This is a genomic window from Poseidonocella pacifica (assembly GCF_900111875.1).
GTDB classification, from domain to species: domain Bacteria; phylum Pseudomonadota; class Alphaproteobacteria; order Rhodobacterales; family Rhodobacteraceae; genus Poseidonocella; species Poseidonocella pacifica.
In genome coordinates this window covers 612578-630879 of record NZ_FOJU01000001.1, presented here as the reverse complement: position 1 = coordinate 630879, position 18302 = coordinate 612578, and the positions used below count along the sequence as shown (strand labels likewise).

Annotated in this window: 13 protein-coding genes; 4 read left to right on the top strand and 9 right to left on the bottom strand. The window is 61.3% G+C overall.

What is annotated here, in order from left to right:
• The 4 genes from BM234_RS02985 to BM234_RS02970 form a co-directional block, all read right to left on the bottom strand.
• Positions 1-1062 carry an ABC transporter permease gene (locus BM234_RS02985; protein ID WP_092060461.1) on the bottom strand — a complete coding sequence of 354 codons (1062 nt, stop codon included), beginning with the start codon at positions 1060-1062 and terminating at the stop codon, positions 1-3.
• A 94-nt stretch (positions 1063-1156) separates the two neighbouring features.
• Complete coding sequence (locus BM234_RS02980) at positions 1157-2758, bottom strand: ABC transporter substrate-binding protein (protein WP_092060459.1); 1602 nt, start codon at positions 2756-2758, stop codon at positions 1157-1159.
• 54 nt (positions 2759-2812) lie between these two features.
• Entirely contained in the window at positions 2813-3883 is a 1071-nt protein-coding gene (locus tag BM234_RS02975; protein ID WP_092060457.1) for a dipeptidase, read from the bottom strand.
• Between the two features lie 83 nt (positions 3884-3966).
• Positions 3967-5190, bottom strand: coding sequence for an ROK family transcriptional regulator (locus BM234_RS02970; RefSeq protein ID WP_281247926.1), 1224 nt, complete (start codon positions 5188-5190; stop codon positions 3967-3969).
• Between the two features lie 172 nt (positions 5191-5362).
• Here BM234_RS02970 and BM234_RS02965 point away from each other — a divergent pair, with 172 nt between their 5' ends.
• From BM234_RS02965 to BM234_RS02950, 4 genes are all read left to right on the top strand, one after another.
• The gene (locus BM234_RS02965) at positions 5363-6382 is read left to right on the top strand and encodes a sugar ABC transporter substrate-binding protein (protein WP_425439215.1); all 1020 of its coding nucleotides are present in this window, start codon (positions 5363-5365) and stop codon (positions 6380-6382) included.
• A 124-nt stretch (positions 6383-6506) separates the two neighbouring features.
• A complete protein-coding gene (locus BM234_RS02960; protein WP_092060453.1) occupies positions 6507-7580 on the top strand; it encodes an ABC transporter permease in 1074 nt (357 codons plus the stop codon).
• Positions 7580-8365 (top strand): ATP-binding cassette domain-containing protein, encoded by a 786-nt coding sequence (locus BM234_RS02955; protein ID WP_092060451.1) that lies wholly within the window; start codon positions 7580-7582, stop codon positions 8363-8365. The genes BM234_RS02960 and BM234_RS02955 overlap by 1 nt, the downstream gene beginning before the upstream one ends.
• 97 nt (positions 8366-8462) lie before the next feature.
• The gene (locus tag BM234_RS02950) at positions 8463-9479 is read left to right on the top strand and encodes a histone deacetylase family protein (protein ID WP_092060449.1); all 1017 of its coding nucleotides are present in this window, start codon (positions 8463-8465) and stop codon (positions 9477-9479) included.
• Here BM234_RS02950 and gghA read toward each other — a convergent pair.
• The 5 genes from gghA to glgC are packed head-to-tail and all read right to left on the bottom strand — an operon-like array spanning position 9476 to position 18263.
• Positions 9476-11842 (bottom strand): glucosylglycerol hydrolase, encoded by a 2367-nt coding sequence (gene gghA / locus BM234_RS02945; protein ID WP_092060447.1) that lies wholly within the window; start codon positions 11840-11842, stop codon positions 9476-9478. The genes BM234_RS02950 and gghA overlap by 4 nt on opposite strands.
• A 15-nt stretch (positions 11843-11857) precedes the next feature.
• The gene (locus tag BM234_RS02940; protein WP_092060445.1) at positions 11858-13489 is read right to left on the bottom strand and encodes an alpha-D-glucose phosphate-specific phosphoglucomutase; all 1632 of its coding nucleotides are present in this window, start codon (positions 13487-13489) and stop codon (positions 11858-11860) included.
• A gap of 9 nt (positions 13490-13498) precedes the next feature.
• The gene (glgX, locus tag BM234_RS02935) at positions 13499-15592 is read right to left on the bottom strand and encodes a glycogen debranching protein GlgX (protein WP_092060443.1); all 2094 of its coding nucleotides are present in this window, start codon (positions 15590-15592) and stop codon (positions 13499-13501) included.
• Complete coding sequence (gene glgA, locus BM234_RS02930; protein ID WP_092060441.1) at positions 15589-17001, bottom strand: glycogen synthase GlgA; 1413 nt, start codon at positions 16999-17001, stop codon at positions 15589-15591. Before glgA ends, glgX begins: the two co-directional genes overlap by 4 nt.
• Complete coding sequence (gene glgC, locus BM234_RS02925) at positions 16998-18263, bottom strand: glucose-1-phosphate adenylyltransferase (RefSeq protein ID WP_092060439.1); 1266 nt, start codon at positions 18261-18263, stop codon at positions 16998-17000. The genes glgA and glgC overlap by 4 nt, the downstream gene beginning before the upstream one ends.
• Between the last annotated feature and the right edge of the window lie 39 nt (positions 18264-18302).

Sequence of the window (18302 nt, the reverse complement as noted above, 5' to 3'; positions counted from 1 at the left end):
TCATTTCGCCCTCGGATCAAAAAACCGGTAAAGCAGGTCCGAAAAGATGTTGAGTGCCACGAAGATCGTGCCGATCACCACCGTGCCCCCAAGAACCGAATTCATGTCATTGGACAACAGCGAGGTGGTTATATAGCTCCCAAGCCCCGGCCAGGCGAAGATGATTTCCGTCAGAACAGAGCCCTCCAGCAAGTTGGCATAGGCGAGCGCGATCACCGTGATGAGTTGGATGCGGATATTGCGAAACGCATGTTTCCAGACAACCTCCCATTCGCTCAGGCCCTTCACGCGTGCGGTAGTGATATACTCTGCGTTGAGTTGTTCGAGCATGAAGGAGCGCGTCATCCGCGAGATATAGGCGAGGCTGAAATACCCCAGAAGGCTGGCGGGCAGGATGATGTGCGAGAAGGCATCCTTGAAGATCGTCCACTCCCCGGCGAGCAGGGTGTCGATCAGCATGAGGCCCGTCACCGTGGGCACCACGCCCTGATAAAAGACGCCAAGCCGCCCCGGCCCTGCGACCCACCCGAGGATCCCGTAAAAGATCAACAACCCCATCAGACCAAGCCAGAAGATGGGCATCGAATAGCCGACAAGACCGACCACGCGCGCCGTCTGGTCGATCCAGCTTCCGCGATAAACAGCAGCGACAACGCCAAGCGGGACGCCGATGATGACGCCGATCAACGTACCGAGGGTGGCCAGTTCCAGCGTGGCCGGAAACACCCGCGCAATGTCGGTAGAGACCTGCTGACCGGTGCGGATCGAAGTGCCGAAATCCCAGTGCAGCACATCGCGCACGTAGATGAAGAATTGCGACACTAATGACTTGTCGAGCCCCAGTTCGCGAAAGGTCGCGTCATATTGAGCCTGCGTCGCCCGTTCGCCGATCACGGCAAGAACCGGATCAATGGGCATCACCCGGCCAATCATGAAGGTCACGAACAGAAGGCCAAGCACGGTGACCGCCATGGTGAGCAGCGTGGAGGCCACCTTCTTGGGCCAGCGAGGCGCCAGAGGCGCACGTCGCGCGGCTTGGAGGACAGAGGATCTTTGCGTCATGGACTGGCGCTTTCTTTCTTTTCCCACCTTCTGCAAGAAGAAGGGGAAACGCCGGAGACACAGCCGTGCCGCCGGCGCTTATTTCAGGGCAGTTTTACTTGGTGATGACCCAGTAGGAAACCGCCGTCGTCGCGCCGCCCGCGACGAAATTCTCGACATTCTCACGCAGCCCGTGTTGTTCGACCTGCTGGAACATCACGCCAAAGGGGCTGATCTTTTGATGCTCGGTCTGGATCGCTCGGTACATCTCGGCACGTTTTTCAGTGTCGTTTTCGACCACGGCGGCAAGTGTCTCTTCGCTCATGTCCGGGATGCCCCAAGCATTGCGCCACGCCAGAAGACCTGTTGCGCCGGCCTCGTCGGAGTTGTCGGGGTTATACGCGAAAGTCCCTGCGTTGGTGTTGGGGTCGGGATAGTCCGGGCCCCACGCCCCCAGATAGATGTCATGCTCCCGCGCACGGTAACGATCAAGCGTCTGTGCCCCGGTTCCGACGATGAGTTCCACGTCGATCCCAAGTTGGCCCCATGTATTCTGAAGCGACTGGGCGATATCGATACGCTCCTGAGCATCACGAACGGAGATCTTCAGCGGGAAACCATCCGCATAGCCCGATTCCGCCAGCGCCGCCTTGGCCGCATCCATGTCATAGCTGTAGGGGGTATCCTCCAGCGCGCCGAGGAAGGTGCGCGGCAAGAACGCCTGATGAACAGTGTATTGCCCATTGAGGAAGCTGTTCGCCATGCCCTCATAATCGGTGGCGAGTTTCAGCGCCTCGATCACCTTGGGGTCAGTCAGCGGCTCGGCCTTCTGGTTCGCCGACCAATACATCAGCCGCCCGCGCAATTCGTCAACGATCTTGACGCCATCGACTTCGAGTGCGCCGGCCACGTCCTCTGGTGACAGGTTTCGTGCCACGTCGATATCGCCGCGCTCAAGCTGGAGCCGCTGCGTGGCGCTTTCCTGAATATGCTGGACGATCACCCGCTCCATCGCGGGCTTCTCGCCGCCATAATTGGGGTTGAGATCCAGCAGAACGCTTTCGTTGGGCTTCCATGAGGACAGAACATAAGGGCCGGAGCCGGCGGTATTCGTCCGCAGCCATTCGTTGCCCATATCGCCGTCGACCTCGTTGGCCATGACCGTCTCGCTATCGACGATGCCGCCGATTGTCGCCGTGAGACAGTTGAGCACGAAGGAGACCGCGTATTGCTTGTCGAGCACCAGCGTGAGCGTGCTGTCATCCGTGGCGACAATGGTTTCCTCGACGTTGTCAGGGGTGAAACCAAACTGCGTCAGGATGAAGGAGGGCGTCTTGTCCAGTTGCACCGCCCGGCGGAGCGAGAATTCCGCATCCTTGGCCGTTACCGGATTGCCGGACGCAAATGTGTTGCCCTCGGCGATCTGGAAGGTGATGGTTTTGCCATCCTCGCTGATTTCCCAGCTTTCGGCGATGTCAGGCTGATAACCCGCATCAAGGTCCAGCGGGTCGAAGTTGACCAGCTTCTGATAGACATTGCGCGACACATCCGCCCCGGCGAACTCAAAGCTTTCGGCCGGATCCATCGTCTTGATATCGTCAATGCGGTTGGCGATGACGAGCATGTTGGGCGGCGTTTCCGCGAAGGCCGGAAGTGCTGCGGAACTCATCAATGCGGCAATCACCGCCGCGGCCCCCAACGATTTGAACTGTTTCATAAAATTACTCCCCTGTTGGTCTTCGTTTCGCGCCGTTTCCCGGCGCCTTCGTCGTTAGTCCTTCCACGTTTGGGAAAGGACCCTCAACCAGTTTTCATGACCAAGCTTGGCCCGAAGCCGTGCACCTATCCCATGATCTGACAGCGCCGCCCAAAGATTCGGCAGACCTGCGCAATCCACAAGCCAGTCAGGAACAAGCGCCCCATCGAAATCGGAGCCAAAGCCGACACGATCTTCGCCGACCTTATCGATCAAATGGTCGAGGTGGCGCAAAAAATCCTCCACCGGCACATCCGATTGCATGCGCCCATCGGGCCGCAGGAAGGCCGAGGCAAAGTTGATCCCCACCATCCCATCGCTCTCGGCGATCACCTCCAGCTGCCGGTCGGTCAGGTTCCGCGCGTGGCGTGTGACACTCCAGGCGTTGGAATGCGTGGCCACAAGGGGCGCGTCGCTGATCGCGGCCACATCGTCGAACCCCTTTTCGTTGAGATGCGACAGGTCGATCATGATCCCCAACCGGTTGCATTCAGAAATGAGCGCACGCCCCGCATCCGTCAGCCCGCCGCCGATGTCAGGCGTCGCGGGATGGGCGAATGGCACGCCCTCCGCAAAGATCGTGGGCCGGCTCCAGACCGGGCCGAGGGACCGCAGGCCCCGCGCGTGATAATCCGCAAGTTGCTCTAGCCCGGGGCCGATGGCCTCTGCCCCTTCCATATGAATGATCGCGGCCATTCGCTCGCCCTTGAGCGCGGCATAAAGCTCGGCGCTCGACCGGGCGACGGAGATTGCTCCGGCGGCTTCAAGCGCGGAGATGGCGGCAAAGGCCCCTTCGGCGAACTCTTCGGCGATGTGCTGTGGAACTGGGTCGGGAAGGTCGATGCGATAGCTCGCCTTCTGCATCTCGGCGTAGCGCTCTTCCTTGTCGGAGGGGCTGGGTACGAAAATGGCGAAGAACCCGCCACCAAAGCCCCCGTCGCGCGCACGTGGCAGGTCGATATGCCCGTCAGGCAAGCCGTCCGCCACATTCTCCGCCGTGATCTGCCCGCGCATCATCCGCAACAGCAGATCGTTGTGCCCATCGAAGACAGTCGGCCATTGCGGCGCGTCCTGCTGGGATGTCATGAAGCCTCCTGAGCGGTCGTTATCGCTGGCATAACACACGGGTTCGCCCCGGGCTGCAAGCAAAGACGCGCTCAGGTCTTGGTTCAGGTCTTGGTATTGAAGCCCGCACCCGCCTCAACGAGGAACCTTTCGGACAAGGGCAAGCTTGCCGCGCCAAGGACACGGGCGTCATGCCCGACGGTCCCGGGGCGAATTACCGGAGGGCTGATCCCTGAGACATCGATGTGATCAAGCGCTGCTGTGGTGCGGTCCACCAGCGCGAGGCGCAAGTCGGGCGAGATCCAGCCGTCGATCAAAACCGCATCCAAATCGATCAGGGCCGCCGCGGAAGCGATGGCATAGGCCATGCCCTGCGCAGCCCGTTCGGTCCATTCCGCGAGGATAGGCTTCGGCACGTCCCACCCCTCAACCCCTGACCATAACTTGGCCGTCGCGAGCCCTTGCGCCTGCATCGCGGATTCCACCTGCGACAGCGAGGCCACGTCGATAAGCTGCGCCATACGCCCATCCGGCCCCGGAACAGGCATGGAGCCGAGCGCCCCGGCGTTGCCCGACAGCCCGGTATAGAGATTGTCGCGCAGGACTATGCCGCCGCCGATGAAGTAGCCGATATAAAAGTAGAGGAAGTTGGAGGGACGATCCTTGGCCCCAAAAACAAGCTCCGCCCCGCAGGCCGCCGAGGCATCATTGCTCAGATGCACGGGAAGGTCGCTGAACCGGCCGAGTTCCGCCCGGATATCCACATCGCGCCATGACGACATCGTCCCCGGCGGCAGCCCGATGGTACGTTCCCAATCCCATATCTGATAGGGCATCGCCACACCGATCCCGGCAATCCGCAAACGCCCCTCGGGACAAAGTGAGCCGGAAATCGCTTCAAGCGCTTCTTGGGCGAAGGCCAGCGTGGTTTCCAATTCGGGATAGCGATAGGTCACGATCCGCCGCGCCACGATCCGGCCCAGAAAGTCGGTGAGTGCCAGTTCGGCACTGCGCCGTCCTATCTTGAATCCAAAGAAATAGGCGCCCGTGGCCGAAAGCCCGATGGGCGTGGAGGGTTGCCCCACCTTGCCGCGCACCGGCTCTCCCTTCACGAGCAAGCCATCCGACTCCAGGGATCGCATGATCACAGAGACGGTCTGGGCCGAAAGGCCCGTCATCTTGGCGATTTGAACCTTTGCCAAGGGGCCGTTCTGGCGCACCATGGACAGAACCAACCGCTCGTTATGCGCCCTCAACCCCGCTTGCGTTCCACCGCGAACGGCAGACTGCGTGGCCTCAGGCTCACTGATATCTTGTACTTCGCTCACGCGCGTCCTCCTCCCGAGATCCGCACCATGAAGGTGCCGGATGTTGATCCCCCTGTCAATAATAATTCAGTCTGATTTATTTATTGACAGAGCGCGCGATTCGTTGCTTCTATAGGGCAAGCGGGTACCGGGAGGAGCCGGCTCGCTCATGCTTCAAACGGGAGGACACCAATTGACAAACCTATCCAAAGCGCTCGCATCCGCGGCCATCATCGCAGCCGCCGGCATCGCCAGCAGCGCCGCCGCCGAGAGCGCGTGCCTCATCACCAAGACCGACACCAACCCCTTCTTCGTGAAGATGAAGGAAGGCGCGGCCGCAGCTGCTGCTGAGTTGGGGATCGAGCTCAAGACCTTCGCCGGAAAGATCGACGGCGACCACGAAACCCAAGCGCAAGCCATTGAGACCTGCATCGCCGACGGCGCGAAGGGCATCCTTCTGACCCCGTCCGACACCTCCTCCATCGTTTCTTCGGTGCAGCAGGCGCGCGACGCGGGCATCCTCGTCATCGCGCTCGACACACCGCTTGATCCCGTCGATGCGGCCGATGCGACCTTCGCAACGGATAATTTCCTCGCCGGTGAACTGATCGGCAAATGGGCCGCTGCGAAACTCGGCGACGAAGCCGCAAACGCCAAAATCGCCCTGCTCGACCTCGCCGTGAGCCAGCCTACCGTGGGCGTTCTGCGCGACCAGGGTTTCCTGCAGGGCTTTGGCATTGATCTGGCCGATCCCAATGTGAACGGCGACGAAACCGATCCGCGCATCGTCGGCAATGACGTCACCGCCGGCAACGAAGAAGGTGGCCGCCGCGCGATGGAAAACCTCCTCGCGAAGGATCCGATGATCAACGTGGTCTACACGATCAACGAACCCGCCGCCGCGGGTGCCTATGAGGCGATCAAGTCCATTGGCCGGGAAAATGACGTTCTGATCGTTTCGGTCGATGGTGGATGCCCCGGCGTTCAGAACATCGCAGACGGCGTTATCGGGGCCACATCGCAGCAGTATCCGCTGCGCATGGCCGCGCTCGGTATCGAAGCGATCGCCAAATTCGCCGAAACCGGTGAGAAGCCGCAGCCGACCGAGGGCAAGGACTTCGTCGACACTGGCGTATCGCTTGTGACCGATGAATCCGTGGATGGCGTAGAGTCGATCTCCGTCTCCGAAGGCATGGATCTCTGCTGGGGCTGATCCCCAGCGGGCTGGGGGCGAGCGTTTCGCCCCCGGCATAGACCTGCGCCGCGATCTGGGGTTAGATTGACCCTACGACAAGGCGCGCAAGACGCCCCACATTGATTCCTTGGGAGGAAGCCTGATGGCCAAGACCGCCGCTTCGGGGGATGACTACGAGTCCGCCCTCGCCCAATCCAGCACCAAAGTCGCCGAATTCGAAGACACGCGTACCGGGTTCGTGCATAAATTCCAGCATGCGTTGCACCTTAACCCGTCGCTGGTGCCGCTCATCGTGCTCTTGCTTTCGATCGCGCTCTTCGGCGCGCTATTGGGATCAAAGTTCTTCTCTCCCTTTGCCCTCACCCTGATCCTCCAGCAGGTACAGATCGTGGGCATTGTGGCGGCGGCGCAATCGCTGGTGATCCTCACCGCCGGCATTGACCTGTCGGTTGGCGCAATCATGGTGCTGTCCTCCGTCGTGATGGGGCAATTCACCTTTCGCTATGGCATTCCGGCACCGATCTCCATCGGCGCGGGGCTTGCCTGCGGGACGGCCTGCGGTTTTGTGAACGGGTTCCTTGTGGCCCGGATGAAGCTGCCCCCCTTCATCGTGACCTTGGGAATGTGGCAGATCGTTCTGGCCTCCAACTTCCTCTATTCCGGCAACGCCACGATCCGTGCACAGGACATCGCCGCAGAAGCGCCCCTGCTTCACCTTTTCGGAGCCAAGATCAACATCGGCGGCGCGGTTCTGACCGTCGGGGTTCTCTTCATGGTGGGGCTCGTCCTGCTGCTTTCCTACGTGTTGCGGCACACCGCTTGGGGTCGTCACGTCTATGCCGTGGGCGATGACAAGGACGCGGCTGAGCTTTCGGGCGTTCAGACTGACCGTGTGCTGATCTCCGTCTACATGCTCTCCGGCCTGATCTGTGCCTTCGCGGGCTGGGCGCTTATCGGGCGGATCGGCTCTGTCTCTCCGACCTCCGGTCAGTTGGCAAACATCGAAAGCATCACCGCGGTGGTGATCGGGGGCATCTCTCTCTTCGGCGGGCGCGGCTCCATCCTTGGCACGCTCTTCGGGGCGCTCATCGTGGGGGTCTTCACGCTTGGTCTTCGCCTGCTCGGGGCGGATGCACAGTGGACCTACCTGCTCATCGGTATTCTCATCATCGCGGCCGTCGCCGTGGACCAGTGGATCAGAAAGGTGTCGGTCTAATGGAACAGCAACAACCCATCCTCCAAGGCAAGAACCTCGTGAAGCGCTATGGCCGCGTCACCGCTCTCGATCACTGCGACTTTGAGCTTTACCCCGGCGAGATCCTCGCCGTGATCGGCGACAACGGCGCGGGCAAGTCAACCCTGATCAAGGCGGTCTCCGGTGCGGTTGTTCCGGACGCCGGGGAGGTTTTCCTCGAAGGTAAGCGCGTCAACTTCTCCTCCCCGCTGGATGCGCGGGAGCACGGGATCGAGACGGTTTACCAGCAACTGGCCATGTCCCCTGCCCTGTCGATTGCCGACAACATGTTCATGGGGCGGGAATTGCGCAAACCGGGCATCATGGGCAAATGGCTTCGCCAGCTCGACCGCCCGGCGATGGAGGCCTTTGCCCGCGAAAAGCTCAACGAGTTGGGGCTCATGACGATCCAGAACATCCGTCAGGCCGTCGAGACACTTTCCGGCGGTCAAAGACAGGGTGTGGCGGTTGCCCGGGCTGCGGCCTTTGGCTCCAAGGTCATCATTCTCGATGAGCCGACAGCAGCCCTCGGGGTCAAGGAAAGCCGCCGCGTGCTGGAGTTGATCAATGACGTGAAATCGCGTGGACAGCCGATCGTTCTGATCAGCCACAACATGCCGCATGTCTTTGAGATTGCTGACCGGATCCATATCCACCGGCTTGGCAAACGGCTCTGCGTCATCCGTCCGCAGGACTATTCGATGAACGACGCGGTCGCCTTCATGACTGGGGCCAAGGAGCCCCCGCAAGAAGCCCTCGCCGCCTGAAAAACGCGCCCGCCCCTCCGGCGGGCGCTGCCATGCCCGACATGGCCTTTTACTGCTTCCCCACCTGTGCGACCCTCCCCGAAAACAGGAGATCGCCATGCAGGGTTTCTACGATGAACGGCAGACGGCCCATGACCCCAAATTCTATCTTCGCGCCGGCCGCCAGATCCCCAGCCCCGAGCAACCTGCGCGCGCCGCCGCGCTGAAAGCCGGAGCAGAAGCCGCAGGCGTGCGCTTTGCCTCCCCGCCCGACGCCGGGATCGGCCCCATCGCCGCAGTCCACACCTCTGAGTACCTGCATTTCCTCCAGACGATCCATGCACGCTGGACCGCGATGCCGAATGCCTCCGCTGAGGTCATCCCCAATATCCACCCCGCGCGCCGAACCGACAGCTATCCAAGCGCACCCGTCGGTCTTGCCGGATACCATCAGGCCGATACCTCCTGCGTCATTACGGCCCAAACCTGGTCATCCGCCTATTGGTCCGCGCAAACCGCCATTGCCGCAGCTGACGCCGTATCGGCGGAGGGACCCGTTTACGCGCTCTGCCGCCCGCCGGGGCACCACTGCTTTACCGATCTTGCCGGGGGGTTTTGCTATCTCAACAACGCGGCTATCGCTGCCGAACGTCTGCGCGCCAAAGGCAAACGAGTAGCAATCCTCGATATCGATGTGCACCATGGCAATGGCACGCAGGGAATTTTCTATGCCCGCGGCGATGTGCTGACGGTGTCGATCCACGCCGACCCGGAGGGGTTCTATCCGTTCTTCTGGGGTCACGCACAGGAACGCGGAGAGGGCGCGGGGCTTGGCGCGAACCTCAACCTGCCGCTCGTGATGGGATCGGATACCGCTGCATTCCTTGGCGCACTTGATCACGCCTTGAAGCGGATCGCCGCCTTCGGCCCCGATGTTCTGGTGATCGCAGCCGGTCTTGATGCCCACGAGGAAGACCCGTTTCAAGGCCTCAAGGTCACGACAGAGGGGTTCACCGAGATTGGCGCGCGGATCGCGCAAGCGGGATATCCCACCTTGCTCGTACAAGAAGGCGGGTACCTCTCGGACGCGCTATCGCGCAACCTCACCGCGTTGCTGGGTGGTTTTGGAACCTAGCGCTTGCGCGTATAGACGAGCGCCATTGAATCCTTCAGCACAATCGGTCCGCCGCCATAATCCGCCCCGATGTTCGGGGTGCGGAGGGCGAGTTCCCACCCAAAGCCTTCGATGCCGGGGAAGCCATGCGCGAGGGGGTCAATGTCACCGGTCGACTTGCCTTCCATATGCATGATGGAAAACACCTGCTCCCCGTCCGGGCCGTGGCGCAGCGCGGCAAATACCGTTCGCCCATCGATCGGCCGCATGTAATCGAACCAGTCGCCCGGCCCGTAGTTTCCCTGTAGCCATGGCCGCTCCTGCCGAAAGGCGCGGAGCGCGTGGGAAAAGCTGACCTGCGCGGGATCAAGCGCGGTGAACGCATGGCTGACGTTGCAATAGTCGTGCATGTCGTCCATCCACGCGCGCGCGATCGCCTTGAGTGTCGCCACATCATAGCGCGCAGGGCCAGCAAGGGGAGGATCGACCTGCGTCAACAGCTTGGCGATTTCTTCAAGGTCATATTCAGTGACCTCCACCAACGCAGGCAGAAATTCAAAGAACCTCGCGAGATCGCCCCGAGTCTCAAACCCAAGCTCTTTAAGGCGGCGAAAGTTATAGGGGATCGAATAGGCGTATTCATCCACCTGCCACTTGAGGCTGATCGCTTCTTCGGCCACGACCTTGACGCCGTATTTATCATCCTGATTGCGGATGAAGCCCCAACTGGCCCGCGCGGCGGCGTTGAGAAAGTCCATCGGCACGCCGGGCAATGCCGCATAGGTCAGCGTCGCGACCACGGGATTGTCATAGGCCTTGTCGAGAATTTCCATCCTCGTGACGCCGAGCCGCGTGTTCACGTTCATCTTTGGGCTGACTTGGGTGCCGCGCCGAAGCGTGTCGTGGTTGCTGGTGCCCGAAATCCAGTGCGACCCGACCTCCACCATCTCCCGCATGCGCCAGAACTTCGACAGCCAGAACGTGTAGAGAAACGGCGTGTTATGGGCAAAGGTCAGCGGGCCCCACTGAAACACGTCATCATCCCGCTGTGTCTCCGTCACCGAACGATAGGTCGAGCTCAGTTCCCAATCCTCCTCGGGCCACGGGCGGCCATCCTCAAAGATGAACCACGGGCGGTATTGGGTGCCCGCGACCTCCTGCACGATATCGGCCATGCTCTGAAGGTACTCATCATCGTGCACCATCTGCTGTGCGGCGGCGTCCCACCACTTGAAATCCTGCGCCCCGTCGACCCGCACACCGTCGGCCCCAAAGTTCACCTTGCGCCGCTGTAGTTCCAGAAGGATCGCGCGCACGGCTGGATTCTGGTAGTCGAGGTTCTGGCCATACATGTTTGGCCCGGCAAAGAAATGCCCGTTCAGTGCGTCGAGCCCCTGATTGTCGGAATGGCCAAAAACCACGTCAAAAACGAGGCGCTTGGGCTTGCCGGGAAAGGTGTGCAACGCGGCGGCGAGATCCACCAACTCATCCGGGCGTCCAGTCTCCAGCAAGACCGGATTGACCGTCGCCATGCCGGATATCACCACGTCATAGCCCCAGTTCGTCGTATCGGGGCGCATAAGCTCGACCGTGAGCCCCACGTCGCTTTCGCTTTCCTGCCAGAAGGCCGGTCCCGTCTCATAAACCGTCGTCGGCTCCACCGGCAAAAGCTGCACCGCGTCATAGTTCATGTAGAGCAGGTCCGCAGGCTCCAGCGGCAAATCATTGCGCACCCGCTCTGCCAGCCGTTCGTATAGCCGCGTGAGGTTCGCAATGGTGCCGCCTGCTGTGGCCGTAGGCACGTGGAGTTGCAGGATATTCGTAACCGGGCCGAATTTGTGGGGCGCGTCCCTCCGCAGGGATTCCCAATAGGAGGCATCCCCACGGCCGTTTTGCATCCCCTCGACGTCATAAAGCTCAGCCGGCGCAAACGCCCCGAATGGCAGCGACATGGCCAGCGGGTCGAGAATGCGGTGCCAGTTGCCGTCGTGATCGCGCCATGTCAGCGCATAAAAATCGCCGATCACCTCGCGGCGCCCAGCACACAACCCCGTGGCCACGCAAAAGACATGTGCCTCATGGCGCATGACGGGCAGATAGGCCCGCTCGAACCGAACGTCCTGATGGGATCGCGTCAGATCAAGCTGATCGATCGGGCGCAGCACCTCGAGAAAGATATCCCCGTCTGGTACACGGTGATCGAGCAGTTCCGGTGCCCAAAAGCCAAAGCACCCATGATCTCCGTGCCACTGCCCGCCCAGATCACGGGCGATGGCTTGTTCAGCAGCAAACGTCGTCTCGGCGTGGGTGTAAAGGTCACGGCAGGCCGCAACCCGCGCTTCCGTGGCCGCGTCGTCGAAGGCGATCTGGTCACGTAGGCTCATATATGTCTCCTTGGATCAGGTGGTGACGTCCGGCGCGTCCCGCCCGGTATGTTTGGCGATCCCGGCCAACGCGTCGGCGGCACGGATCACGGAGGCCAGCGCCTCTTCCGGCGCAAGGGCAAGCCGCGTGGGATCGGTTTCGTAGTTCTCCAGGTAAACGCGCAAAGTGGCGCCTTGGGTCCCTGTGCCCGACAAACGGAACACGGCGCGCGCCCCGCCCTCAAACCCGATACGCAGGCCCTGCGCTTCGGAGCGGGAGCCATCCACCGGATCGTCATAGGCAAACTCATCCGCTTCCGCGACCGTCAGCCCGGCAAAGCGCTGCCCGGGCAAGTCGCCAAGTTGGCTTCGCAGCCCATCCATCAGGGCATTGGCCTTGTCCGTTGCGACATCTTCATAGTCGTGGCGCGAATAGAAATTGCGGCCAAAGCTTTGCCAATGGGCAAGAAGGAGTTCGGCCACGGATTTCCGCGTCTTTGCAAGGATCGAAAGCCAATAGAGCACGGCCCAGACCCCGTCCTTCTCCCGCACATGATCCGATCCGGTCCCGGCGCTTTCCTCACCGCACAGCGTCGCCTTGCCCGCATCGAGCAGATTGCCGAAGAACTTCCAGCCGGTCGGAGTCTCATAGCAATCGATCCCGAGCTTTTCGGCGACCCGATCCACCGCCCGCGATGTGGGCATGGACCGCGCGACACCGGCAAGCCCCTGCTCATAGGCAGGCACGCACGCATAGTTCGCCGCAAGGACCGCGAGGCTGTCGGATGGGGTCACATAGGCGCCGCGCCCGACGATCATGTTCCGGTCGCCATCCCCATCGGAGGCCGCGCCGAAATCGGGAGCCTCGGGGCCCATCATCAGATCCATGAGTTCCTTGGCCCATGTCGGGTTGGGATCGGGATGGCCGCCGCCGAAATCGGGGCTGGGCACACCATTGATCACGGTGCCCGGAGCCGCGCCAAGCGCCCCCTCGAGGATCGCGGTTGCATAGGGCCCAGTCACCGCGTGCATCGCATCGAACCGCATGGAAAACCCGTCGCTGAACAGCGCGCGCAGGGCGTCGAAGTCAAAGAGGTCTTCCATGAGCGCCTGATAGTCCGCGACGGGGTCGACCACCTCGACCTCCATGTCGCCAAGCGTCGTGACGCCGACGGTGGACAGATCCACATCGTGAGCTTCCAGAATGCGATATTCCGAGATGGCCTTTGTCGCCTCATAGATCCGGCCCGTGATATCTTCTGCCGCCGGGCCACCATTGTTTGAGTTGAATTTCACGCCGAAATCGCCGTCTTGTCCGCCCGGATTGTGCGAGGCCGACAGGATGATCCCGCCGTCCGTCCCGCGCTTGCGGATCAGGTTGGAGGCAGCCGGCGTCGAGAGCAGCGCGCCCTGCCCCGCGATGACCTTGGCCGCTCCGTTCGCGGCCGCCATGCGCAAGACCACCTGCGCCGCACGTTCGTTGAAATAGCGGCCATCCCCCCCCAGAACGAAGGTCTTGCCCCCGGCGCCACCGATCCCGTCAAAGATCGATTGCACGAAGTTCTCAAGGAAATGCGGCTCCATGAAGGTTCGCGTCTGCTTTCGCAGGCCCGAGGTGCCGGGTTTCTGGCCATCAATCGGTTGGGTCTGGATCGTGGTAATGCTCATGGGATATCCCTATTGCTTGGGTTCCAAGACGAAAACGACAACGGCGTCTTCTGCCATGCGGTATTCTCTGCGGACGGACCGCAGGCCATCTTCGGGCGCGGCCGTATCGAGATGCCTGACCCAGCACCACCCCTCGGGCGCTTGGGGCAGGCGCAACCGGCGCGGACCACCGGCGTTGAAGGCCAGAAAGATTGCCTCTTCCCGCGCGCCATAGTGCGGCGTGCCGGAGGCCGTCCGCAATTCGGCGCAGACCATCCGCTTGCGCGGGTTCTGCCAATCTCCGACCTGCATCGGCTTGCCGTCAGCGCACCACCAGAAGAGATCCTCGAAATCGTCAATGATACGTTCCTTGGAGTGCAAGAAGCGCTTCTGACGCAGGATGGGATGCTCCTTGCGCAGGGTGATCAGCTTTTTGACCAGCGCGTGGAAAGCCCAATCGGCATTGTCCCAGTCGATCCAGCTTATCTCGTTGTCCTGACAATAGGCGTTGTTGTTGCCGCCCTGACTGTTGCCAAGTTCATCCCCCGCGAGGATCATCGGCGTGCCTTGTGAGAGCAACAGCGTCGCGATGAGATTGGCCCGCCTGCGCCAGCGCGCGGCAACCACCTCGGGATCGTCGCTCGGGCCCTCGACCCCGCAGTTGTCGGAATGATTGCCATCGTGGCCGTCGCGATTGTCCTCGCCGTTGGCCTCGTTGTGCTTCTCATTGTAGGAGACGACATCCATCAGCGTGAAACCGTCATGCGCGGTGATCTTGTTCACCGAGGTGGTCGCCGGACGCCCCGAATGGTCGAAGGCCAGCGCGGTTCCCGTCAGGTGATCCGCCAGCACGGGGACCATGCTGTCATCCTTCTTCCAGAAACGGCGCACCCCGTCCCGAAACTTGTCATTCCATTCCATGAAGGGCGTTGGAAAGGCCCCGAGTTGATAACCGCCGGGGCCGATATCCCACGGCTCCGCGATGAGTTTGACGTTGGTGAGGATCGGATCCTGCCGGATCGCATCAAAGAACGCTGCCCCGGGATCGAACCCGGTCGCTGTCCGGCCAAGCGTCGCGCAGAGATCGAAACGGAACCCATCCACATGCATCACCTCGACCCAATAGCGCAGGCTGTCCATGACCATGCGCAGCACCATGGGATGCTCGATGTTGATGGTGTTGCCGGTGCCAGTGTCGTTGATGTAGTGGCGCGCGTCGTCGGGCATCAGGCGATAGTAGCTGGCATTGTCGAGCCCGCGAAAGCAGAGCGTCGGCCCCATGTGGTCGCCCTCGCAGGTGTGGTTGTACACCACGTCGAGTATGACCTCGATCCCGGCGGTGTGAAACCGCGCGACCATCTGCTGAAACTCAGAGATTTCCCCAGCCACCATGTAGCGTGGATCGGGCGCGAAAAACCCGAGCGTCTGATAACCCCAGTAGTTTTTCAGCCCCTTTTCCACGAGAAAATGGTCGTCTGGAAAGGCATGAACCGGAAGCAATTCAATCGCCGTAATCCCCAGATCTGTCAGATAATCGAGCATGGGATCAGACGAGAGGCCGAGGAATTTTCCCGCATTGGCGACATCGGACCGACGCGCCGTGAGACCCTTCACATGTGCCTCATAGAAGATCGTATCGGTTTCCCGCGTTTGGGGGCGAATGTCCTCTCCCCACGAAAACGCAGGATCAACAACGACAGACCGGGGCATGAAGGGCGCGCTGTCGATCTCTGAAAAACTCAGATCGAGCGCCTCATCCTCCGGGTTGTAACCCATCACCGCGCTGCCCCACCGCGGGTGCCCGGTCAGGCTCTTGGCATAGGGATCAATCAACAGTTTGTTGTGATTGAAGCGATGCCCCTGCTCTGGCTCATATGGCCCATAGGCGCGGAACCCGTATTGCTGGCCCGGGCGCAGACCGGGAATGAAGCCGTGCCAGACTTCTCCATCGCGTTCGGGGAGCGCAATACGATACAGCTCTTCCGCGCCATCGTGCGAAAAGAGGCATAATTCAACCTTGGTTGCATGTTTTGAAAACACGGCGAAGTTGACGCCGTCGCCATCAAATGTCGCTCCGAGGGGGCTTGCGCGCCCCTCGAAGATTTCAGGAACCTGATCGGTCATGATAGCGTCGAGATCTCCTCGAAGAGTGCCGCATAGGCAACGGCTGAGGTTTCCCAGCCGACGGGGTGGCGCATCGCATTGCTCTGCATTCTGCGCCAAAGAGCGTGGTTCCGGAAGGCGGCGCACATCTCCGCAATTTCCTGCGTGAGAACCGGTGCGCTGACCGGATAGAATTGAAAGCCCGTCGCGACACCTGCGGCAAGCCCCGCCGCGTTGGCCGGGATGATCGTATCGGCGAGCCCGCCCGTCAGCGCGACAAGCGGCAGTGTTCCGAAGCGCAGCCCGTAAAGTTGGGTCAGCCCGCACGGCTCAAATCGCGAGGGCACCAGGATGCAATCGCCCCCCGCCATCAATCGTCGCGACAACGCCTCGTCATAGCCGATCTGGACCGAGACATGTTCACTGCCCCGTGCAGCTTGGGCAAAGGCAGCCTCAAGGCTGGCATCCCCGCTTCCGAGCAGGGCCAGTTGCCCTCCGCATTCAAGCAGGGTCGGCAATGCCTCAAGCAACAGGTCGAGCCCCTTTTGCTCCGTCAGCCGGGAAATCACGATGCACAGCGGACCCTCCGCTTCAGGCAGCCCGAGTTCCTCGCGAAGCGCCGCGCGGTGCCGGGCCTTGCCGCGCACCGTGCGATAGGGCGGTTTCCAGACTTCGAGGTCGATCCCGTTGAGTATCCCCGTCAGATCGGTGGCGCGCTTGCGCAAGATCCCGTCCAGCCCCGCGCCGAATTCGGGCGTCAGCAGTTCCATTGCATATGTGGGCGAGACGGTGCTGATGCGGTCGGCATAGACAAGCCCCGCTTTGAGCGCGCTGATCTGGCCCCAGTATTCGATCCCGTCCGTATCATAGGACCACATCGGCAACCTGAGCCGTTCCATCATGTCGCGGCGGGCGAGCCCCTGAAACGCGATGTTGTGGATCGTGACCAAGGTACGGACATTGCGCGGATTGCCCATGTCACGCAGATAGAGCGGCGCAAGGGCCGCCTGCCAATCGTGACAATGCAGGATTTCGGGGAACCAGTCATCTGCCCCATCCACGGCAATCAAGGCGGCAACCCGGCTCAGGGCGGCAAAACGCTCCGGGTTGTCCGGCCAATCACGCCCATCGGCGCCCAGATAGATAGACCCCTCCCGGTCGAACAGGTGCGGCGCATCGATCACGAAAAGGGGGCTCTTGCCCAGTTTTCCGCGCAGCAGACGCGCCTCTCCGCCGAACAGATCTGAATACCGCCGAACCTCGACCGCCTCCCCCATACCCGCCATGACGGCGGGATAGCCGGGCAAAAGGGTCGCCATCTCGACCCCCTGCTCGGACAAGGCCCCCGGAAGCGCGCCAGCCACATCGGCCAACCCCCCCGTTTTCACCATGGGTACGCATTCGGAGGCGACCGACAGAACCTTCTTCATTTAGCGGCTGTCCACTTATCTACCATTGGCTGGGTAATCAGGGTTACGCCACCTTCGCTCACGCGGAAGAACTTGGCGTCTTCGACGGGATCTTCGCCCACAATCAGCCCCTCGGGTATCCGCACGCCGCTATCGACGACCACATTGGTCAACCGTGCGTGCCGCCCGACATAAGAATAGGGCAGCATTACTGCTCCGTCGAGGCTGGCGAAGGAATTTGTGTGTACTTGCGTGAAAAGAAGCGATCGCCGCACTTCGGTGCCCGAGATGATGCAGCCGCCCGCAACAAGGGATGAAATTGCCAGCCCGCGTCGGTCCTCTTCGTCGTGGATGAACTTCGCCGGCGGCACGCTTTCCGAATAGGTCCAGATCGGCCAGCTTTTGTCCCACAGGTCGAGATCGGGGCTGAAGGTCGTAAGGTCGATATTGGCCTTCCAGAAGGCATCGACGGTGCCAACATCGCGCCAATATGCGGGCGCTTCCTTGTCGTGACGGACACAGCTTTTGTCGAACCGATGGGCCTTGGCAACGCCGTTCTTGACGATCTGAGGGATGATGTCGCCGCCAAAATCATGCGAGGAATTGGGATCATCCGCGTCCCTTTTCAGGATGTCGCGCAGGAATTTCCAGTCAAAGACATAGATCCCCATGGAGGCCAGCGCGACGCTATCGTCATCAGGCGTGCCGGGCGGATCGGCGGGCTTTTCGAGGAAGCTGGTGATCCTGTCTTCGCCATCTACCGCCATGACGCCAAAGGCCGAAGCCTCCTCCCGTGGGACAGTCAGACACCCGATGGTCACATCGGCGCGGCTCTCGACATGCTGGCGCAGCATGATCTCGTAATCCATCTTGTAGATATGATCGCCGGCAAGGATCACGACATAGTCGATGTCATAACTGTCCACGATGTCGATGTTCTGAAAGACGGCATCGGCCGTGCCCTGATACCAGTGGACCTCATCCACGCGCTGCGAGGCGGGCAGGATATCGAGGTATTCGTTCCGCTCTGCGCGAAAGAAGCTCCATCCGCGCTGGCAATGCCGGATCAGCGAATGCGCCTTGTACTGGGTCGCGATCGCCATCTTGCGGATGCCGGAGTTGAGCGCGTTCGACAGGGCGAAATCAATGATCCGCGACTTGCCGCCGAAATAGACCGCGGGTTTGGCGCGGGTGTCCGTCAATTCCTTCAGGCGGCTTCCCCGCCCGCCGGCCAGCACAAACGCCATGGATCGCCGTGTCAGCCTCATCGGTGTTTCGGTCATCTTGTCTCCCTCCCTCTTTGTCATCCGCCCCTGCATTTT

What these genes read in the sequence shown, in the direction of transcription:
- BM234_RS02955 (WP_092060451.1), top strand. Translation starts at nt 7,580, where the DNA reads ATGGAACAGCAACAACCCATCCTCCAAGGCAAGAACCTCGTGAAGCGC.
- glgX (WP_092060443.1), bottom strand. Translation starts at nt 15,592, where the DNA reads ATGACCGATCAGGTTCCTGAAATCTTCGAGGGGCGCGCAAGCCCCCTC.
- glgC (WP_092060439.1), bottom strand. Translation starts at nt 18,263, where the DNA reads ATGACCGAAACACCGATGAGGCTGACACGGCGATCCATGGCGTTTGTG.
- BM234_RS02980 (WP_092060459.1), bottom strand. Translation starts at nt 2,758, where the DNA reads ATGAAACAGTTCAAATCGTTGGGGGCCGCGGCGGTGATTGCCGCATTG.
- BM234_RS02950 (WP_092060449.1), top strand. Translation starts at nt 8,463, where the DNA reads ATGCAGGGTTTCTACGATGAACGGCAGACGGCCCATGACCCCAAATTC.
- BM234_RS02940 (WP_092060445.1), bottom strand. Translation starts at nt 13,489, where the DNA reads ATGAGCATTACCACGATCCAGACCCAACCGATTGATGGCCAGAAACCC.
- gghA (WP_092060447.1), bottom strand. Translation starts at nt 11,842, where the DNA reads ATGAGCCTACGTGACCAGATCGCCTTCGACGACGCGGCCACGGAAGCG.
- glgA (WP_092060441.1), bottom strand. Translation starts at nt 17,001, where the DNA reads ATGAAGAAGGTTCTGTCGGTCGCCTCCGAATGCGTACCCATGGTGAAA.
- BM234_RS02985 (WP_092060461.1), bottom strand. Translation starts at nt 1,062, where the DNA reads ATGACGCAAAGATCCTCTGTCCTCCAAGCCGCGCGACGTGCGCCTCTG.
- BM234_RS02960 (WP_092060453.1), top strand. Translation starts at nt 6,507, where the DNA reads ATGGCCAAGACCGCCGCTTCGGGGGATGACTACGAGTCCGCCCTCGCC.
- BM234_RS02975 (WP_092060457.1), bottom strand. Translation starts at nt 3,883, where the DNA reads ATGACATCCCAGCAGGACGCGCCGCAATGGCCGACTGTCTTCGATGGG.